Source organism: Micromonospora chokoriensis (genome assembly GCF_000718555.1).
Classification (GTDB): Bacteria; Actinomycetota; Actinomycetes; order Mycobacteriales; family Micromonosporaceae; genus Micromonospora; species Micromonospora chokoriensis_B.
Genome location: NZ_JOAN01000008.1, coordinates 184,427 through 202,829 on the forward strand (window position 1 = coordinate 184,427; position 18,403 = coordinate 202,829).

At 72.8% G+C, this 18,403-nt stretch carries 17 protein-coding genes; 10 read left to right on the forward strand and 7 right to left on the reverse strand.

Annotated elements, in window-relative coordinates:
- Nucleotides 1-3 precede the first annotated feature (3 nt).
- From IF46_RS0113270 to IF46_RS0113295, 6 genes are all read left to right on the forward strand, one after another.
- The gene (locus IF46_RS0113270) at nucleotides 4-969 is read left to right on the forward strand and encodes a hypothetical protein (RefSeq protein WP_030488628.1); all 966 of its coding nucleotides are present in this window, start codon (nucleotides 4-6) and stop codon (nucleotides 967-969) included.
- Nucleotides 970-987: 18 nt separating this feature from the next.
- A complete protein-coding gene (locus tag IF46_RS0113275; protein WP_030488629.1) occupies nucleotides 988-1,845 on the forward strand; it encodes a spermidine synthase in 858 nt (285 codons plus the stop codon).
- Between the two features lie 124 nt (nucleotides 1,846-1,969).
- Nucleotides 1,970-2,662, forward strand: a complete 693-nt coding sequence (locus IF46_RS0113280) for a sigma-70 family RNA polymerase sigma factor (protein ID WP_030488630.1) — start codon at nucleotides 1,970-1,972, stop codon at nucleotides 2,660-2,662.
- Entirely contained in the window at nucleotides 2,659-3,441 is a 783-nt protein-coding gene (locus IF46_RS0113285; RefSeq protein WP_030488631.1) for an anti-sigma factor family protein, read from the forward strand. Before IF46_RS0113280 ends, IF46_RS0113285 begins: the two co-directional genes overlap by 4 nt.
- Before the next feature lie 202 nt (nucleotides 3,442-3,643).
- Complete coding sequence (locus tag IF46_RS0113290) at nucleotides 3,644-4,291, forward strand: hypothetical protein (RefSeq protein ID WP_030488632.1); 648 nt, start codon at nucleotides 3,644-3,646, stop codon at nucleotides 4,289-4,291.
- A 111-nt stretch (nucleotides 4,292-4,402) separates the two neighbouring features.
- Nucleotides 4,403-5,323 carry a DNA-3-methyladenine glycosylase family protein gene (locus IF46_RS0113295; protein WP_030488633.1) on the forward strand — a complete coding sequence of 307 codons (921 nt, stop codon included), beginning with the start codon at nucleotides 4,403-4,405 and terminating at the stop codon, nucleotides 5,321-5,323.
- Nucleotides 5,324-5,349: 26 nt separating this feature from the next.
- Here IF46_RS0113295 and IF46_RS0113300 read toward each other — a convergent pair whose 3' ends face one another.
- A complete protein-coding gene (locus IF46_RS0113300; protein ID WP_036392027.1) occupies nucleotides 5,350-5,880 on the reverse strand; it encodes a DUF1990 family protein in 531 nt (176 codons plus the stop codon).
- Nucleotides 5,881-5,949: 69 nt separating this feature from the next.
- Between IF46_RS0113300 and IF46_RS0113305 the strand changes: the two genes are divergently transcribed.
- Nucleotides 5,950-6,444, forward strand: coding sequence for a GNAT family N-acetyltransferase (locus IF46_RS0113305; RefSeq protein WP_030488635.1), 495 nt, complete (start codon nucleotides 5,950-5,952; stop codon nucleotides 6,442-6,444).
- On the opposite strand, the gene IF46_RS0113310 is transcribed toward IF46_RS0113305, so the two are convergent.
- Entirely contained in the window at nucleotides 6,419-6,841 is a 423-nt protein-coding gene (locus IF46_RS0113310) for an SRPBCC family protein (protein ID WP_030488636.1), read from the reverse strand. The genes IF46_RS0113305 and IF46_RS0113310 overlap by 26 nt on opposite strands.
- Before the next feature lie 121 nt (nucleotides 6,842-6,962).
- Entirely contained in the window at nucleotides 6,963-7,175 is a 213-nt protein-coding gene (locus IF46_RS0113315; protein WP_030488637.1) for a hypothetical protein, read from the reverse strand.
- Between the two features lie 135 nt (nucleotides 7,176-7,310).
- Between IF46_RS0113315 and IF46_RS0113320 the strand changes: the two genes are divergently transcribed.
- Genes IF46_RS0113320 through IF46_RS0113330 form a run of 3 tightly spaced genes read left to right on the forward strand, consistent with a single transcriptional unit; the run spans nucleotide 7,311 to nucleotide 10,531 of the window.
- Nucleotides 7,311-8,426, forward strand: coding sequence for an ATP-dependent DNA ligase (locus tag IF46_RS0113320; protein WP_030488638.1), 1,116 nt, complete (start codon nucleotides 7,311-7,313; stop codon nucleotides 8,424-8,426).
- Nucleotides 8,427-8,484: 58 nt separating this feature from the next.
- A complete protein-coding gene (locus IF46_RS0113325; protein WP_030488639.1) occupies nucleotides 8,485-10,056 on the forward strand; it encodes an alpha/beta hydrolase in 1,572 nt (523 codons plus the stop codon).
- A gap of 22 nt (nucleotides 10,057-10,078) precedes the next feature.
- Nucleotides 10,079-10,531, forward strand: coding sequence for a GNAT family N-acetyltransferase (locus IF46_RS0113330; RefSeq protein ID WP_030488640.1), 453 nt, complete (start codon nucleotides 10,079-10,081; stop codon nucleotides 10,529-10,531).
- Nucleotides 10,532-10,701: 170 nt separating this feature from the next.
- Here the strand turns inward: IF46_RS0113330 and IF46_RS0113335 are convergent, their stop codons facing one another.
- The 4 genes from IF46_RS0113335 to IF46_RS0113350 are packed head-to-tail and all read right to left on the reverse strand — an operon-like array spanning nucleotide 10,702 to nucleotide 18,320.
- Nucleotides 10,702-11,427, reverse strand: a complete 726-nt coding sequence (locus IF46_RS0113335; protein WP_051723889.1) for an ABC transporter ATP-binding protein — start codon at nucleotides 11,425-11,427, stop codon at nucleotides 10,702-10,704.
- A gap of 11 nt (nucleotides 11,428-11,438) precedes the next feature.
- On the reverse strand, nucleotides 11,439-12,434 hold the full coding sequence (locus IF46_RS0113340) for an ABC transporter ATP-binding protein (RefSeq protein WP_030488642.1): 996 nt from the start codon (nucleotides 12,432-12,434) through the stop codon (nucleotides 11,439-11,441).
- Nucleotide 12,435: 1 nt separating this feature from the next.
- Nucleotides 12,436-15,141, reverse strand: coding sequence for an FtsX-like permease family protein (locus IF46_RS0113345; protein WP_030488643.1), 2,706 nt, complete (start codon nucleotides 15,139-15,141; stop codon nucleotides 12,436-12,438).
- The gene (locus IF46_RS0113350; RefSeq protein ID WP_030488644.1) at nucleotides 15,138-18,320 is read right to left on the reverse strand and encodes an ABC transporter permease; all 3,183 of its coding nucleotides are present in this window, start codon (nucleotides 18,318-18,320) and stop codon (nucleotides 15,138-15,140) included. Before IF46_RS0113350 ends, IF46_RS0113345 begins: the two co-directional genes overlap by 4 nt.
- Between the last annotated feature and the right edge of the window lie 83 nt (nucleotides 18,321-18,403).

Consider the following 18,403-nt stretch of genomic DNA (forward strand, 5'->3'; position numbering starts at 1 on the left):
TCCGTGAGCGCGAGCGACCCCGCGTTCTTCGTCGATTCGTGGGATCCGGCGTACGGGGCGTCGTTCGAGGCGTCCGCGGCCGGGCCGGCCGCGCCGAGCAGCGCGCAGGTCGACGCGGACGTGGAGGTGCCCGCCGTGGACTGGCGGGCGATCGGGGTACGTCCCGGGGTGCGGGCGCCTGACGTGGTGTTGCTTGTCGACGGGGTTCGCCGCATCGACGCGAGCATCTGGACGGCCGAGACCGACGGTGTGTCGTTCCCCGGTTTGGCCGCCTCGTACGCGGCCGGGGTGGTCCGTTGCGACCTGGGCCGGGGTGCGGCGCAGTTGGCGGGCACCCGGGTCGGCCGGGGCCTGTTCACCGCGAGCCCGTCGGCGCGGGATGTGGTGGCGGGGGCGATCCGTTACCCGGTGCACCGGGTGGGTGGCAACGGTGAGCTGGCGAAGTTGCCGGCGGCCGTGCAGGCTCCGCTGACCGCGTTGGAGGTGGCGGTCTCCGATGCCGCCCGGGTCGACGGTGACCTGTTGGTGGTGGACGGCCCGTTGCGTAGTCGCCGGCAGTTGCCGCGCACCCTGGGCTACATCAAGACGCAGCACAGCCAGTACCTGGATGCCCGGCTGACCGCGGTGGTGACCGGGATGGCGTCGGGGGAACGCTCGCCGGTGTTCCGGCTCGGCACCGCCTGGGGTGGTTGGTCGTGGTATTTGCGACTGCCGGTGGCGATCGGCGCGCCGTGGGCGGGCATCGTCCGGGTGGAGTGCTCCGCCGACCTGCCCGTCGAGGCGGCGATCGAGTTGGCCGACCTGTCGCTGGCCACCCTGCCGCGCTTCGCGTCCACCCCGTACAAGGATCCGCGGGCCCCGCAGAACCTGATCCCGATCGCCGGCCTGGAGCGCCGACTGCGTGCCCTGCTCGGCGATTCCCGGCTGCTGCACCGCGCGTTGACCGCCGCGGCCCGCGCCGCCCGATGAACGCGGATACTGGTTTCAATGGGGCGTAAACGGGCGGATGACCGGGTGGTCGAGCAGGTGGACACCGGGTTGGCGGAGCTCGTCCCGGCCCCGGACCGGGCCGGCTCGTGGACGCTGCTGCTCGACGGCGCGCCGCAGTCGCACGTCGACCTGACCGACCCGACCCACCTGGAGTTCGAGTACGTGCGCCGGCTGGCCGCCGCCGTGGATCTGATCGCACCGGCTGGGCAGCCGCTACGGGTGCTGCATCTGGGTGGTGGCGCTTTGACCCTGCCCCGATACGTGTCCGTCACCCGGCCCGGGTCCACCCAGCGGGTGGCCGAAGTGGACGGTGCGCTGGTGGAGTTGGTCCGCCGGGCTCTGCCGTGGCGCTCCGACGCCCGGCTACGGGTCCGGGTCCAGGACGCGCGAGCGGTGTTGGCCGCCACCCGGGACGCCAGCTACGACGTGGTGGTCGCCGACGTGTTCGCCGGTGCGCGTACCCCGGCCCACCTCACGTCGGTGGAGTACGCGGCCGAGGTGGCCCGAGTGCTGCGCCCCGCCGGTTGGTACCTGGCGAACCTGGCCGACGGGCCACCGTTGCGGCACGCCCGTGGGCAGGTCGCCACGGTCCGTTCGGTGCTGCCGCAGGCCTGTCTGGTCGGGGACGCGGCGGTGCTGCGCGGGCGCCGGTACGGCAATTTGGTGCTGGTCGCTGGGCGGTCCACACCACCGGTGCCGGAGCTGACCCGGCGCGCTGCCGGCGACTGGTTCCCCGGCCGGGTGGTGGCCGGCGACGAGTTGGACCGCTTCGCGGGCGGCGCGCAGGTCGTGCGGGATGCCGACGCGACCGGCTCCGATCCGCCACCGCCGGGGCTGTTCTCGGTCCGCCGCTGACCGTCCACTCGACACCGTGCGGAAATTTCTTCGCCGGTTGTTGATCCGCTGGGACCGCTGGCGCGTACCACCGGGCGGCCCGCTTCGTGGGCCGGTGGTGGTCACGGAGATCCCGGAGGTCTGCATGCACGCGGTGGCGGCCGGTTGGCATGGCGACGCGGTACGCGCTGACTGGTTGTCGGCGCGACCCTCGTCACGGTCGACCTCGTCTGCCCGAGGGGTCGACGCACGCGCGTCGACTCGCCAGAATGGTCCGGTGACGCCGCGACCGGCGCCCGGACGCCATCAGGCGACAACAACCGAGGCCAGCCACTCCGACCAGTTGATCCGTCAGCTCTACGCCGAGCACGCCGGTCCGTTGCTGATGTTCGTCATGCGCCTCACCGGGGGGGACCGGCAGCGCGCGGAGGACATCGTCCAGGAGACGCTGCTGCGGGCCTGGCGCAACGCACACCGCCTGGGCACGCAGGGACAGGGCTCGTTGCGGCCGTGGTTGGTCACGGTGGCCCGCCGCATCGCCATCGACGAGCACCGCAGCCAGGAGGCCCGGCCGCCGGAGACGTACGACCGGGACCTCACCGCGTTCGCCGAGGCGGACAGCACCGACCGGGTGCTGCGCACCATGACGGTGGCGGACGCGCTGCGTACGCTCAGTCAGTCGCACCGAGAGATCCTGATCTCGACGTACTTCCGGGGGCGGACGGTGCCGGAGGCGGCCGAGGAGTTGGGCCTGCCCCTCGGCACCGCCAAGTCGAGGGTCTACTACGCGCTGCGCGCGCTGCGCACGGCTCTGCAGGAGCGGGGGGTGACAGAATGAGCCGGCCGGACCACATGGACGTCGCGGCGTACGCGCTCGGCGTGCTCGACGAACAGGACACTGAGCGGTTCGAGGAGCATCTCGCCAGCTGCTGGGCGTGCGCGGCCGAGTTGGAGACGATGGTCCCGGTGGTCGGGCTGCTCTCCGACATCGACGGCGAGACGATGATGGCGCTGGAGCAGACGGCGACTGATCCGGCCCTGCTGGACCGGACGCTCGGCGCGGTCCGGGCGGACCGACGGCGTACCCGGTTTCGTCAGCTGCTCGCGACGGCCGCCGCGGTGGTGGTCTTCGGCGGTCTGAGTGGGTACGGCTTCGTCAGCGTGGCCGGCAACGATCAGCCGCCGGGGGTCCTTGCCGACTCGACGCCGAGCGCACCCAACAACCCGCCGACGAGCGGGCCGACGGCCGCGCCGAGCGGCCCGGGTGTGGGCGGCACCGAGGAGGAGGGCGACCAGGTCGAGGCGACCGACCCGACCACCGGTGTGCAGACCACTATGTTCCTGGTGACCAGGGAATACGGCACCCGGATCAATTTCAGCCTGCGGAAGCTGCCCGGCCCACGCATCTGCCGGTTGGTGGTGGTGCGTAAGAACGCCAGCACCGAGGTCATCTCGACCTGGTCGGTGCCGGAGGGTGGTTACGGCACCAACACCCGACCGCAGGGTCTCGAGTTGAGTGCCTCGACGTCGGCCCTGGCCGCCGACATCAAGCAGCTCCAGGTGCAGTCGGTGGATGCCAACGGTGTGGCGAGTCCGCTGGTCACGGTGCCAATCTAGGTTCGCTTGCCGCATCGGCGCCGGTCATTTCACAATGGCCGGCGCCGATTTGTCGTTACCGGAGGTGGCCCTTGCGGGGGCGTACGCACCAAAGCCGAAAACGGTTCAATCAATTCAGGTGAAATTGACCACTGTTACTACTTCAACCTTGACAGCCTGCCCCCCGTACCTATGGGTGAGTTACCAAGAATGAGGAGGGCACGTGGCACAGATGAAGCGGACCGTCATCGTCGCGAGCGCGATGGTCGCACTAACGGCCTGCGCTCCCGCGGGTTACGACGGGGCGAACTCGAGCGCGGCCGAGCCGGTCGCCGTCGCCGCGGCCGAGCCCACCGCGACAGCTCAACCCGAGGCCTCGGCGTCCGCGGACGCGCCGGCCGCCGACGCCCCGCCGGCGAACGTCGACCTGACCGAGAAGTTGACCGGCAAGAGTGTCGACCGAATGGGCAAGGTGGTCATCGACCAGGACGGCTGGATCCTGTACCGCTTCGACAAGGACACCGCCGACCCGCCGTCGTCGAACTGCGTCGACAAGTGCGCCGAGGTGTGGCCCCCGGCGCTGACCGACGGCAACCCGCAGCTCACCGGGGTCTCCGACGACAAGGTCAGCAGCGTGACCCGGCAGGACGGCACCCGCCAGATCACCATCGGCGGCTGGCCGGTCTATCGCTACATCGGCGACAAGAAGCCCGGCCAGTGGAAGGGCCAGGCTGTTGGTGGCACCTGGTTCGTGGTCCAGCCGGACGGCAAGAAGAACCTCAGCTGCCTGCCCACCTCCACCCCGAAGGCCGTCGCCCCGCCGTCGGACAGCGGATCGAGCGACGCCGGAGGCTCGGGCTACTCGTACTGAGCCCCGCACGGCACTAGGACACGGTGGTCGGTCGCAGCCGGGGAGGGCGCGGCCGGCCACCGTCGTACCCGGCGGTGGTCGGCCACTGTCGTGACCTGGCAGAGTGGCGGGGTGACCGAGACCGAACCCACCGCGACCAGGGTGCTGCACCCGCCGGTCGGCTACCGGTTGGCCGCTTCGGTCCGCGGGCTCACCTTCAGCCCGTACGACCCGTGCGCACGGGTGGCCGCCGGCACGTTCTGGTGGGCCACCCGCACCCCGGACGGTCCGGCCACGCTCGCGCTGCGGCCGGCGGGCGGCGAGTTGCTCGCGGAGGGTTACGGCCCCGGCGCCGAGCACGTCCTGGCCCGCGCCGACGCGATCGCAGGGCTGCGCGACGACCTGACCGGCTTCACCGAGTTGGCCGCGGCGCACCCGCTGGTCGCCCGGCTGGCCCGGGAGCACCGGGGGCTACGGATGCCCACCACCGGGCAGGTCTTCCCCCGGCTGCTGCGCGCCGTCTTCGAGCAGAAGGTCACCGGCAAGGAGGCCTACCGGGCGTACGCGGCGACCGTGCGGCACTTCCGGGAGCCGGCACCCGGCCCGCTTCAGCCGCTGCTCCTGCCGCCCGAGGCCGCCGCGGTGGCCGCCACGCCGTACTGGGTGTTCCACCCGTTCGGGGTGGAGCAGCGTCGGGCCGACACGCTACGTCGCGCGGCAGCGCTCGCCGACCGGTTGGAGCGCAGCGCCGACACCGCCGAGGCGACCCGCCGGCTGACCGCGATCCCGGGCATCGGGCCGTGGACGGCCGCCGAGGTGGTCCGGATCGCGTACGGCGACCCGGACGCGGTCAGCGTCGGCGATTACCACATCCCGAACACGGTGACCTGGGCGCTCGCCGGCGAACCGAGGGGCGACGACGCCCGGATGCTGGCCCTGCTGGAGCCGTTCCGGGGTCACCGGGGCCGGGTGTGTCTGCTGCTGGAGGCGGCCGGCATCCGGGCGCCGAAGTACGGCCCGCGAGCCCCGATCCGCTCGTTCGCCCGGTTCTGAGCTGCGGCGGCGGTGCGAGTCGGCGTTCAGCCGCCGGCGCAGAGTCGACGCAGGGTGCGGCCGAGCCACCAGGCGTACGCGTGCTGCACGGCCCGGACCGCCGGGCCTGCGACGCGGGTGAACCAACGGTCCGGCAGGCTGAACGCGCGTACCTCGAACCAGACCGCGTCGGCGTCGTCGCGGACGACCTCGAACGCCTCCTCGCCCCGCTCCGGGTGCCCGGCCAGGGTGCCGTAGCCGAAACCGGCGAGCGTGGGCGAATCTGCACTCCAGACCACCTGGCACGGGCCCCAGAGGCGGGCCGGGCCGACGCCGAGCCCAGCGGTCACCAGCACACCGTCGGTGGCCCGCGGCGCGTCGGTGCGCATCCGGACGCCGGCGGCGCGGTGCAGCCGCCAGCTCAGCACCGCCTCGGCCGCGGTCTCGAAGCAACCGCCGGGCAGCGGATACCGGTGGCGCAGGTGGTGGTACCCGCCGGGAAGCGGCCCGTGCCGGGTCGACCCCACCTCCGGGTACGTCAACTCGGCCACCGTTGCCCCCTCCACCTCGACGGACACGGGCCAGGGTACGGCCGGCGTCATCGGGCCGCCCGTCGGTGGTGGCGACGGCTGTGGTGTGCTGCCCCGATGAACGTCGAGGCGAGCATCGTCCCGGCCGGCGTCTTGGACGCCGGCGAGATCCTCACCGTGCAGCGCGCCGCCTACCTGAGCGAGGCGCAGCACTACACCGACCCGTTCCTGCCGCCGTTGACCGAAACGTTGGACGAGGTCGTGGCGGTGCTGGCCGGACCGAGCATCGTGCTCGCCGCACGGCTGGAGCACCGGCTGGTCGGCTCGGTGCGGGCCCACGTGGACGGCGACACCGCGCACGTCGGCCGCCTCTCGGTCGCCCCGGACCAGCATGGGCGGGGAGTCGGAGGGCGGCTGCTCGCCGCGATCGAAGCGGCCTGCGCGGGGCGGGTGGCCCGGTTCACCCTGTTCACCGGCGCGGACAGCACGCGCAACCTGCGGCTGTACCAGCGGCACGGCTACCGGATCGTCGCGCACCGCCCCGACCCCAACGGCATCCCGTTGGCCGTGCTGGAGAAGCCGGCCGTCAGCCCTGCTCGCAGCGACGCCTGAGCCCGTCGGCCTCCATCCGCACGTAGCGGCGGAGTAGGCCGCCGTACAGCCAGCCGATCAGGGGGGCCAACGGCCCGGACTGGTCGATGACCAGCTCGACGCGGGTCCGCCCGTCGGGCAGCGGCAGCAGTCGGTGCTGCCCCGTGGTCCGCACACCCGGCGCGTCGGAGACCCAGACGAACTCCTGCCGCTCGGTCAGCGTGGTGACCCGCCACACCGCCGGCCGCAGCTTCGGCTGGGTCAGTCGGGCGGTCGCGCCGACGGCGAGCGGCCCCGGCTCGCCCCGTTCAGCCCGGGTCATCGAGGCCGTCCACTCGGGCCAGCGGGGCACGTCCACCAGCACCGCCCAGACCTGCTCGGCATCGGCGGCGATCTCGGTATCGGCCTCGAACCGCATCACGTCCCCTCCCCGGCGGCGCCGCGCGGCACCACCCCGGGTGCGGACGAGGCCGCCGGAAGCAGTGTGACACCGACGCTCAACCCACCACCGCCGTGTTCCTCAGTGGACGTTTACCGGGTCAGGCGGCCTCGTGCAGGTCGGCCAGGGTGAGCGGGGTACGCCGACGCAGCAGCTCCTCCAGCTCCGGCACCGACCCGACCTCGCCGAGCACGTTCCGGCCACCGCCGAACCGCTGCGGGTAGCGGCGGGTCAGCCGGAAGCGGTAGCGGCCCCGGATCAGCTCGACGCTCACCCGCCACCGCCCGCAGCAGTCACAGACCCACTCGGACACCTCGCGAAAGTAGCTCTGAACTGGGGTTATCTGATTCGCCCGGTCGGGACGAGCGACGCGTAGGCGGACACGCCACCCCGGCATCCACGGTGATCTGCCTCACGGCTGTCGGTACCGTCTGATTGACTGGGCGGCGTGGACCTGCCGATCAACCCGCCGGTCGAGCCGATGCTGGCCAAGAGCGTTCCCAAGCTGCCCACCACGCCCGGGGTGACCTACGAGCCCAAGTGGGACGGGTTCCGCTGCATCGTGTTCCGCGACGGCGACGAGGTCGAGTTGGCCAGCCGGGGCGGCAAGTCGATGACCCGCTACTTCCCCGAGGTGGTCGAGCAGGCCCGCCGGCAACTGCCGCAGCGGTGCGCCATCGACGGAGAGCTGATCGTGATCCGGCGCGACGGGCCGACCAGCCAGCCTCGGCTGGATTTCGAGCTGCTGGCCCAGCGCGTGCACCCGGCCGCGTCCCGGGTGAAGATGCTGTCCGAGACCACCCCGGCCGACTTCGTCGCGTTCGACCTGCTGGCCATCGGTGACGAGGCGCTGCTCGATCAGCCCTACCCGCGCCGCCGGGAGCGGCTGGTCGAGGCGCTGGCCGGGGTGCGCCCGCCGATGCACGTCACCCAGGTCACCACCGATCCGGACACCGCCCGCCGCTGGTTCGACGTGTTCGAGGGCGCCGGGCTGGACGGTTTGATCGTCAAGCCGGCCGACCTTCCGTACGAGCCGGGCAAGCGACTGATGTTCAAGGTCAAGCACACCCGCACCGCGGACGCGGTGGTGGCCGGCTTCCGCTGGCACAAGTCCGGCCCGGTGGTCGGCTCGCTGCTGCTCGGCCTCTACGACGACGCCGGGGTCCTGCACCACGTCGGTGTGAGCGCGTCGTTCAGCATGGCCCGCCGCGCCGAGTTGCTCGACGAGTTGGCGCCTTACCGGGACACCGGCGGCGAGCACCCGTGGGTGCATGGCGACCACGAGCGCGGCCAGCGCATCCCGGGTGGGGTGAGCCGGTGGACCGGCACGAAGAACCTGGAATGGGAGCCGGTGCGCCCGGAGCTGGTGGTCGAGGTGGGCTACGACGCCATGGAGGGCGAACGGTTCCGGCACACCGCCCAGTTCGTTCGGTGGCGCCCGGACCGCGACCCCCAGTCCTGCCGCTACGACCAGCTCGACCGGCCGATCCGCTTCGACGTGGACCAGGTGCTGCGCGGCGACCCGATGGCCACCGTGGACCGAGCCGCCACCGGCCCGGCGTAGCCTGGCCGTCGACCCGATCCCGGAGGACCATGTGACCCGCACCGTCGATCAGCCTCGGATGACGACCAGCCACCGGGCCCGTCGCAGCCTGGCCGCCTTCGGCGTCGCCGCGCTGCTCACCGCCGGCTGCACGCTGCCGGCGTTCGCGCCACGCACCGAGGTGGAGGGTGCGGCAGCACCGACCGGCAGCGCCGCGAACTGGCGGCCCTGCCCCGAGGTGCCCGACGAGCTGGTCGGGCGGGGCGCACCGGACATGCGCTACGAGTGCGCCCGGATCGCGGTGCCCCGGGACTGGGGCACCGGCGGCGGGGCGAGCGCCGGCCCGGGTGCCGGGCAGACCTTCGAGATCGCCCTGCTGCGGGCACGGTCCACCAAGCAGCGCGACCGGGTGGGCTCACTGGTGGTCAACCCGGGCGGCCCGGGCGGCTCCGGCGTCGACACCGCCGTCTACCTCTCCTTCGGCCCCCAGTTCGGTGGGCTGCCGGCGTCGATCACCGAGCGCTTCGACATCGTCGGCTTCGACCCGCGCGGGGTCTCCCGGTCCAGCCCGGTGAAGTGCATCTCCGACGCCGACCTGGACGCCAGCTTCGGTTACGACCCGGACCCAGCGAGCCAGTCGGCGTTCGACGGCTTCGTCGGCCTGAGCCAGCGGATCGGGCGCGGCTGCGGCGATCGTTACGGCGACCAGTTGCCGCTGTACGGCACTGAGCAGGCCGCCCGCGACATGGACGCGGTACGCGCGGCCGTGAACGACGACAAGCTCACCTACCTGGGCTACTCGTACGGCACCCTGCTCGGCGCCACCTACGCCCAACTCTTTCCGCAGCGGGTGCGGGCGCTGGTCCTCGACGGGGCGGTCGACCCGCAGCAGCGGCTGGTCGAGGGCTCGGAGAGCCAGGCCCGCGGCTTCGAACGGGCCTTCACCAACTTCACCCGTTGGTGCGCGGCGAACGCCGGCCGCTGCCCGATCGCTCCGGACGCGCGTGCCGCGGTCACCTCGGCCATCGACAAGGCCAAGGTCTCCCCGGTACGCGGCGCCGACGGGCGGGAAGCCACCGCCGGCTGGGTTTTCTACGCGGTCATCTCCTCGCTCTACACCGAGTCCGGCTGGCAGGAGCTGGCCCAGGCGATCGACCGGCTGGCCGAGGGCGACCCGAAGGAGGTGTTCCGGCTCGCCGACTCGTACGCCGGCCGCGCGGACGACGGGCACTTCTCGAACCTCTTCGACGCCAACCTGGCCATCAACTGCGCCGACGAGTCGGAGAAGCCGAGCCGGGAGCAGATCCGGCAGTTGCAGTCGGAGTGGCGCGGGAAATATCCACTGTTCGGGCCGGCGTTGGCGGTCGGCATGCTGAGCTGCGTCGAGTGGCCGGGCGGGCGTGACCCGTACCCGACCGGGAAGGCGAACGGCGCACCGCCGATCGTGGTGGTCGGCACCACCGGCGACCCGGCGACGCCCTACGAGCAGACCGCACGGCTCGCGTCCATGCTGGGCGTCGGTCGGGTGCTCACCTGGGAGGGCGAGGGGCACACCGCGTACCCGCAGACCTCCTGCATCACCAACGCCGTCGACGCGTACCTGCTCAACCTCACGGTCCCTCGGGAGGGCCTGCGCTGCCCGGCCCGCTGAGGGCTGTGTCAGTCTGACCGGCATGACCGACGTGATCTTCCGGGAGGCGGTCCGGGCCGACCTGCCCGCCGTCATCGCCCTGCTCGCCGACGACGTCCTGGGCAAGGCCCGCGACTTCACCGAGGTCGACGAACGCTACGAGAGGGCGTTCGCGGCCATCGACGCGGACCCGCGCAACCAGCTGATCGTGGCCGAGCAGGCCGGCGAACTGGTCGGCTGCCTGCAGATCACCTACATTCCGGGCCTCGGCCGGCACGGCAGCGAGCGGTCGCTGATCGAGTCGGTCCGGGTCCGCTCCGATCGGCGTGGCCAGGGGCTGGGCCGGGAGCTGATGACCTGGGCGGTCGGCCAGGCCCGGCAGCGTGGCTGCGCGCTGGTGCAGCTCACCACGGACAAGACCCGCGAGGACGCGCACCGCTTCTACCTGGGTCTCGGCTTCGTGGCCAGCCACGAGGGCATGAAGCTCGCGCTCTGACCGGCGGCCGGTGCGCAGACGCTGTGGAGCTGATGTCGTAGCCGAGTCACCGTCCGGCGATTCGTTTACGACATCAGCTCCACAGCGAGCGGCGGACCATCATCCGCCGAGGGCCAGCCCGCCAGCAGCCAGCCCGCCGAGGGCCAGCCCGCGCCGGCAGCAGTCAGCCGTCAGCCGTCGACCAGGCGGCCGTCGCGCAGGGTCAGCACCCGGTCGGCGAGGTCGATCAGGGTCGGGTCGTGCGTGGCCACCAGGGCCGTCATGCCACGGGCATGCACCACCGCGCGCAGCAGGTCCATGATGGAACGGCCGGTCTCCGAGTCGAGCTGGCCGGTCGGCTCGTCGGCGATGAGCAGGTCCGGCTCATTGGCCAACGCACGGGCCACCGCGACCCGCTGCTGCTGGCCGCCGGAGAGTTCGTACGGCCGCTGTGCCATCTGCCCGCCCAGGCCAACCATCTCCAGCAGCACCGCGACGCGCTCTTCCCGCTCCGCGGCCGGCACCTGTGCCAGCCGCAGCGGCACGCCCACGTTCTCGGCGGCGGAGAGGATCGGCACCAGCCCGAAGGTCTGGAACACGAACCCGACCGTGCCCCGGCGCAGCCGCAGCAGCTCCGCTTCCCCGGCCGAGGTCACGTCGTGCCCGGCCACCACCACCTGACCGCTGTCCGGCCGGTCCAGCCCGCCGACGAGGTTCAGCAGCGTGGTCTTACCGGCGCCGGACCGACCTCGGATGGCGACCAACTCGCCCCGGTTTGCCGTGAACGACACGTCCTGCACCGCGTGCACGGCGTGCTCACCCCGGCCGAAGGTCCGGCTGACCCCACTGACCCGGACCACCTCGTCGGGCTGCGTCGCGGGCGCACCACCGGACCCGGCCGCGCCGATCACCACCATGTTCTGCTGGCTCATGCCCGCGCCTCCCGCTCCTCCGAGGCCCGGTTGCCGGGCCGTACCTGCACATGGTCCGGCTCCAGGTCGAGCCGGACCCGCTCCTTCAGCGCGAGCGCGTCGACGAACGCAGCCGGCAGCTGCATCCGACCGTTGCGGTCCAGCACCGCGTACTCCTCGCTGACCAGCTCGGTGTTGCCGTCCGCGTCGATCCGCGCGGTCCGGCGTACCTCGGAGGCGGTCCGGCCGTCGCGGATCGCGACGGTCCGGCGGACCTGCGTGGCCACGGCGTGGTCGTGGGTGACGACCACGATGGTCACGCCCAGCTCGGCGTTGATGGTGCGCAGCGCCCCGAAGACGTCCGCGCCGGTCGCCTCGTCCAGCTCACCGGTCGGCTCGTCGGCGAAGAGCACCTCCGGGTCGTTGGCCACCGCCACCGCCACCGCGACCCGCTGCTGTTCGCCACCGCTGAGCTGCCCCGGCCGGCGGTCGGCGCAGTAGCCCACGCCGACCATGTCGAGCAGTTCCCGGGCCCGCGCCCGGCGGGCCTTGCGGCTGCGCTTGCCGGCCAGCTGCATCGGCAGCTCGACGTTCTCCAGCGCGTTGAGGTACGGCAGCAGGTTGCGGCCGGTCTGCTGCCAGACGAACCCGACCAGCTCCCGCCGGTAGCTCAGCCGTCGCTTGGTGGAGAGCGAGAGCAGGTCGTAGTCGGCCACCCGGGCGATGCCGGCGGTCGGCGTGTCCAGCCCGGAGAGGATGTTGAGCAGGGTCGACTTGCCCGACCCGGAGGCGCCGACGATCGCCACCAGCTCACCCCGGTCGATGACCAGGTCGAGCCCCTGTAGGGCGACCACCTCCACCCCCTCGGTCTTGAAGATGCGCACCAGGCCGTCGCAGACGATGTGTCCGCGCAGGCGGTCCTGCCCACCGGCCCGCTCAGCGGCGCGTTGCGCTGCCCGCTGTTGCAGGGCGGCCAGGTCAGGCACCAGTGGAGTCTGGGCGGTAGCGGTCATCTCAGCTCTCCTCTCCGAGCCGAAGCACCTCTCCGAGGCGCAACCGGCGGTTGTTCAGGGCTTCGACGGCGACCGCGAAGCCGAGGGCGACCGCCCCGAGCGCGAGCACCGCGGCGACCAGGCTGGGCTCGAAAGCCACCCGGACCGGCACACCACTTGTGAACGCGGACAGGCCGAGCACCGGGTTGAGCAGCAGGGGCAGCACCGCACCGACAAGCGCGCCGGTCAGCACCGACACCGCGACCAGCGGGGTCAATTCGATCAACAGCAGCCCTCGCCACTGCCCACGGGACAGGCCGAGGGTGCGCAGCCGGGACAGCACCTGGCCTCGGGCGCGCGCGCCGGCCAGCACGGTGAACGCGATGGCTATCAGCCCGAGCACGGCGCCGCCGACGGCCCCGGCCACGAACCCGAAGGCCAGCACCCCATTCGCCCCGCCCTCTTCCAGAGAGCGGCGGACGTCCGCGCGGGTGTCGACGGTGGCTCCGATCGTCGGGGCCCGACCGGTGACCGCGCCGCTCTGCTGGAAGCGCTCCTGCCCCTGGTCGCCGGCGACGCGCAGCGCCTCCGCGTTCAGCGAGTCCCCGGCGAGGAGCAGGCTGGTCGGCGCGGGTGTGGTGGTGCGCTTCGGCAGGGCCTGCCAGGGCAGGATCACGAACCGATTGGCGGTCGTCGCGAGCAGCGGGAATGCCTCCTCGGTGCCGGCCACCCGGAACTCGTAGCGCTGGCCCTGCACCAGGATGAAGGCGGAATCGGCCAGCCCGGCCTTGGCCAGGTCGGCGGCGACCGCCGGTGAGACGATCGCCGGCAGCGGCCCCGGGCCGGGCCGGGCGCTGAGCAGCGCGGCCGGAACCGGCGGGTCCACGTGGGAAGCGCGGGCCACCGTGTTCATTCCCGGGCCGTCGACAAGCAGCACGTCCGTCTGCCCGGCCCCGGCGTCGGTGCCGACCTCGTCGGCCGCAAACCGCTCATCGGCCTGGTACAGCACCGGTGTGACGGCTCGGACTCCCGGCATGCGGCCCAACTCGTCAATGGTGTCGGGGGCGAAGCGCTCCCCGCGGATCACCGCGTCGGCGGGCACGATCTGCGCGGCGGCCCGGTCGCGGCTCGCATCGATGCCGCCGGCCACGACCGCGCAGAACGCCGCCGTGCTGATCGCCAGCACCACCACGACCAGCGGGGCGGCGACCGTCGAGCGGCCGGCACGGGCCGTGCCGAGGAAGGCCACGCTGCCCCGGGTCCGCGCGGCCAGCCGGCTGACCAGCAACAACGGCCAGGGGTACGCCCGCAGCGCGAGCACCGCCGCGGCGACCGCAAGGAGCACCGGCACCGACACGAGCAGCGGGTCCACCTCGCCAAGGGTCAGGCCACGCTGGCGCAGCAGCACCATCGCGAGCCCGGCCAGGAGCAGCAGGGAGACTTCGGCGGTGAGCCGACGGGCCGACGGGCGTACCTGGATCAGGTCACTGCGCTCGGCTCCGCTGGCCGGTACGAGAAGCGTCGCCACCGGCAGTGCCAGCGTGACCAGCACGGTCGCCCCGATGAGGTACGGCGTGACCGAATTCGGGACGCCGGGGAACAGCGTGCCCAGCCACCAGCCCAGCACGGCGGCGACCGGCACCACCAGAACCGACTCGGCGAGGCTACGCCGGGCACCGGCGGTGGCCGCGCCACCACGGGCACGCAGCAGCACGAACTCCGAGCGACGCCGTCGGATGGTGAGGTTGGCCGCGAGCACGATGAGCCCCGCCAGGGTGGCCAGCATTCCGGCCGCGATCACCGCGAGCAGGGTCCGGGCAGCGTTGATCTGGGCGGCGAAGGCACGGATCGGAACGTCGACGCCCTGAGTGAACGTGAGGTCCGGCGGCTGGTTGCGTTGCATCGCCTGCAGGCCGTCGACCATCTGGTCTAGCTCACGTGCGTCGATCTGGTCGGCGCCCAGTCGGAATCGCCAGCTGGACTGGACCGGCCAGCCCTCCACGGCCCGCTTGTTGAGCACCGACGGCGCGACGACGCCGATCATGATGAACGGTAAGCCGTCGCCCTGCGAAGGTATGACCTGCAGCAGCTGTGGCAGCCCGTCCCAGATGCCGCCCGCGCGGTCGGTGGGGCGGAACAGCCCGGTCACCGTCAGCGGGGCAGCTTGCGCAAGTCCGCTCTCTTCGGGCTTGCCGATGCGTAGTTGGCTACCGGCGCGCAGGTTGAGCTTGTGGGCCACGTCGACGTCGAGCGCCACCTCGATCGGCCGGTCGGGCACGTACGTCTCGCTCGGCCACGCCCCCTCGACGAGGGTGCTCGCGCGCTGAATGTCGGGCACGGTCCGTAGGCCCAGGTCGACAAGCAGGTTGCGGGCCGCGAGATCCGGTCCGACCACGCGGGTCGGCGGGCTCTCCACGGAGAACCACCGCTCCGTCACCGCCGAGCGCACCGCCGGCGGCATCTCCGCGGCCAGGGCGTCGAGTCGGTCGGCGGCGCTGCCCACGGCATTCACCTGCGACGCGGCGGGCTGCTCGCCGGTGGTGTACGCGAGGTCCCGGCGGGCGGCCGGCTCGCTGTTGAGTTGCGCCCGCAGCCCCTGTTCGGCCAGCCGGTTGACCAGCCGGGGCACCCCACTGATCAGCAGCGTGACCACCAGGGTCAACACCGCCAGCAGCAGAAACTGCCCCCCGTACGCCCGGACCCGCCGGACGGCTGCCCCGACGCTCATCGTTCTCCCCCGATTCGCAGCTGCGCCGCCGCCACCCGCTGACGGATGCCGGTGGCGATGAACGCGCTGAAGGCGAGCGCCGCCAGCAGCAGGCCGACCGCGGTCAGGCCGATTGGCACCCAGGGCAGCACGAACGCCGCCGGGGGAATCGGCCGGTCGGCGGCCGGGGTGAGGATGACCTGTGGGGCCATCGTCGCGCCGACCAAGGTGCCGAGTAACAGCCCGACGCCCACGCCGATGCCGGCGAGGAACGTCTGTTCGGCCAGCAGCGCCCGAGCCATCAGCCGGGGCGTGGCGCCGAGGGTGTGCAGGACCGCGAACTCGCCGAGCCGCCGCCGGGCGGTGGCCCACATGTCCACCATCAGGCCGACGAGGGCGAGCAGCACCGCGCCGAGCGCGGCGGCGAGCATTCCGGTACGCGAACCGCGCCAGTACGGGTCGTCGGCGGCCGCCTCGATCGCCGCCTCCCGGTTGCGCACCGTGACGCCCGGCAGTTCGCTGGCCGCCTGGGCGGCGGCCGTCGCATCGGCGGCACTGATCCACCATTCCGGTACGGGTCGCATCATCCCGTCGGTGTGGATCAGTGCTTCGACCGCCGCAGGCAGGTCAAGCAGTACGCCGGCCGCAGTGGTGGTCGGCACGGCGTTCAGCTCACCGACCAGGCGCACCGGCACCGTCGCCCCGGAGAGCGTGAGTTTGGCGGTGTCACCAACGTGCAGGCTCAGTGCCTCACGTACCTGGGGGGTCATCAGCACCGGGGCGGCCTCGATCGCGGCCGGCACGACGACGAACCGGGTCATGGCCTGCTCGAAACGCGCTGCCTCCGGCCAAAACTCCGCCGGACGGTCGGCGACGAGTCCGCTGGCGCTCGACTGCACAGCTTTGCGCGGCGCGTCAGGCCAGATCGCCACCCACTGACCAGTGAAGTCGGCTGGGCGAGCCTTACCTGCTGCGTCGACGAGCTGCATCGCTGTCACCTGGAACCCGTACGAGTCGCCGGCCGCGTGCCCGCCGTCGACCTCGAAGCCGGCCACCCGCAGCCGTGCTCCACCCGTCTCCGGTAGCTGGACCGTGAAGGGGGTGGCCCGCCCATCGCTCGGGGCGGTGACCGCCGGCAGCCGGAAGGTGGCGCCCTGAGAGCTGGTGACCAGCAACGTCACCGCGATCTGGTGCAGCTCGATGGACCGTTGCACGGGCGTGCGGACGGTGCCGGTGAGAGTGCGGGTGCCCTCGGGTAGCTCGACGCCCCCGAGATCCCCCCGTGCCCCGATCATCCGCTGGTACTGCTCCGACACCGGCTTGTCGCTGAGGCGGTCGGCGAGGCGGACGACGTCGGGGGCGCTGGCCGGGTCGACACCGATCACTGTCGCCTGCAGGTCCTGCCGGCCAAGTCGTACCTCGTCCCGCCATGCCGGCAGCACCCGGGTGACACCCGGCAGCGCGGCGAGTTGACTGGCCCGGGTCGGCGGGGCGACGCCGTTGCGTTCGGTAACCCGAACGTCGGCACCGACCGTGTATGCGGCCTGCTCGACCTGGGACCGCTCTCCGGTGCTGATCAGGGACCAGGAGAGGGTGCTGCCCCCGACGGCGAGAGCGAGCAGCAGGACCGGGCCGGCGTGCGGACGCCGGCCGGCCTGCCACATGCCAAGCATGGTGGCGGTCCAGGGCCGCCGGTCGACGAACCGCTCCGCGAACCTGCTGAGCGGCGGGAGCAACCGCAGCGCCAGCACGGCACCGGCCAGCACGCCGAGCGTCGGGGCGGCGATCAGCAGCGGGTCGAGCCCGAGTTGGCCGCCCGCGCCAGCCACCGGGGAGGCGTACCGGCGCAGCTGCACCCAGGCGAGCACGGCGAGCGCCACGAGCACCAGGTCGATGCTCGCGCGTTGAACGTTCGCCGCCCGATTCGGCCGGGACCGGGCCGCCATGTCAGCGACGTACGTGCCGGCACCGCGCAGCGTCGGGAGGACCATGACGACGAGGCAGCCGGCTGCGGTGGCCGCTGCCGCCGCCCAGACCAGGGTGGGGTGGCCACCGGCGGTGGCGAGGTCGTCCGACCCGCCGGGTCGGACGTAGCGCAGCGCCACGCTGGCGATAAGCGGACCGAGCACGGCGGCCGGGGCGACCACCAGGGTCGCCTCACGGGCCGCCAAGCCGGCCAGCTGCCGACGGGCGGCGCCACGGGCGCGCAGGAGCGCGGTCTGCGGGCGGCGGTCCTCGTTCAGCAACGCGGCGACAAGCACCAGCGCGTACCCGCCGAGCACCAGGATGAGCAGCAACGGGGTGGCCAGCGAGGAGCGACCCACCAGGTCGGCCCGGGCGATCCGGTCCAGCAACTTCTCGATCTTCGTCGCCGCCCGCCCCGAGCTGCCCAGTTGGGCGGCTTCCGGCACGGCGGTGACCGCCTCGGTGAGGGCTTTGCGAACGGCGGGCAGGTCGGCGGTGTCGACGCCGCCGAGGTCCGGCTGGGCCAACCAGGACACCGACACCGAGCCCGGGAAGGCGGCCACGAAGTCGGCCGGGTCGAGCGCGAACGGCCCGTACGAGGTGCCGGAGCCGACACTGCCCGCCCCGACACCGGGTGCCAGCAGCCAGTACGTCTCCGCCGGGTCGCGGGGCCGCCAGGTGCCGGCGAGCACCAGCTCGCTGCGTCGTTCGGTGGCCCGGTCGCGCACCGGGACGCGTTCGCCGACGGTCAGGCCGAGGGCGCTGGCGACCCGCTCGGGCAGGCTCACCTGGACCGGATTCGCCCCGGGAAGAGGCCAAGCTCCGCTGGTCAGCTCCGCGTGGCCGGCGAGGTCGTCGAGCGTCGCCAGGCTCGCGAAGACCGGTTCGCCGGCCGGGCGCGGGGCCTGCCCCAGGTCACCGGTCAGCTCGCGGCCGGTGCCGTAACGGCCGGCGACGACACTGACTGGGACGCCGCCGAGCCCGGTGCCGAACTCAGCTCGGACCGCCTTGTCCCGGGTCGCGAACTCGGCCGCGTCGCGCCCACCCGAGCCACTGACCAGGATGCCGCGCTCCTCGGCCGGCGAGGCGGCCACCAGAGCTCGCTGCCCGGCGTCCACCGCTCGGCGGTTGTAGTCGGACAGCCCGGTGACCAACGCGACGGCGACGAGAGCAGCGATCACCGCCGCAAACAGCAAACCGCGCGCCTCTCGGGCCCGCCTCCACACCAGCTTCATCCGACGCCTCCCCTGGCCCTGGCGGGCCGACGACCATCAAGACAGGCCATCCCCCGGGAAAGGTTCGCGCCCGTTACATGATC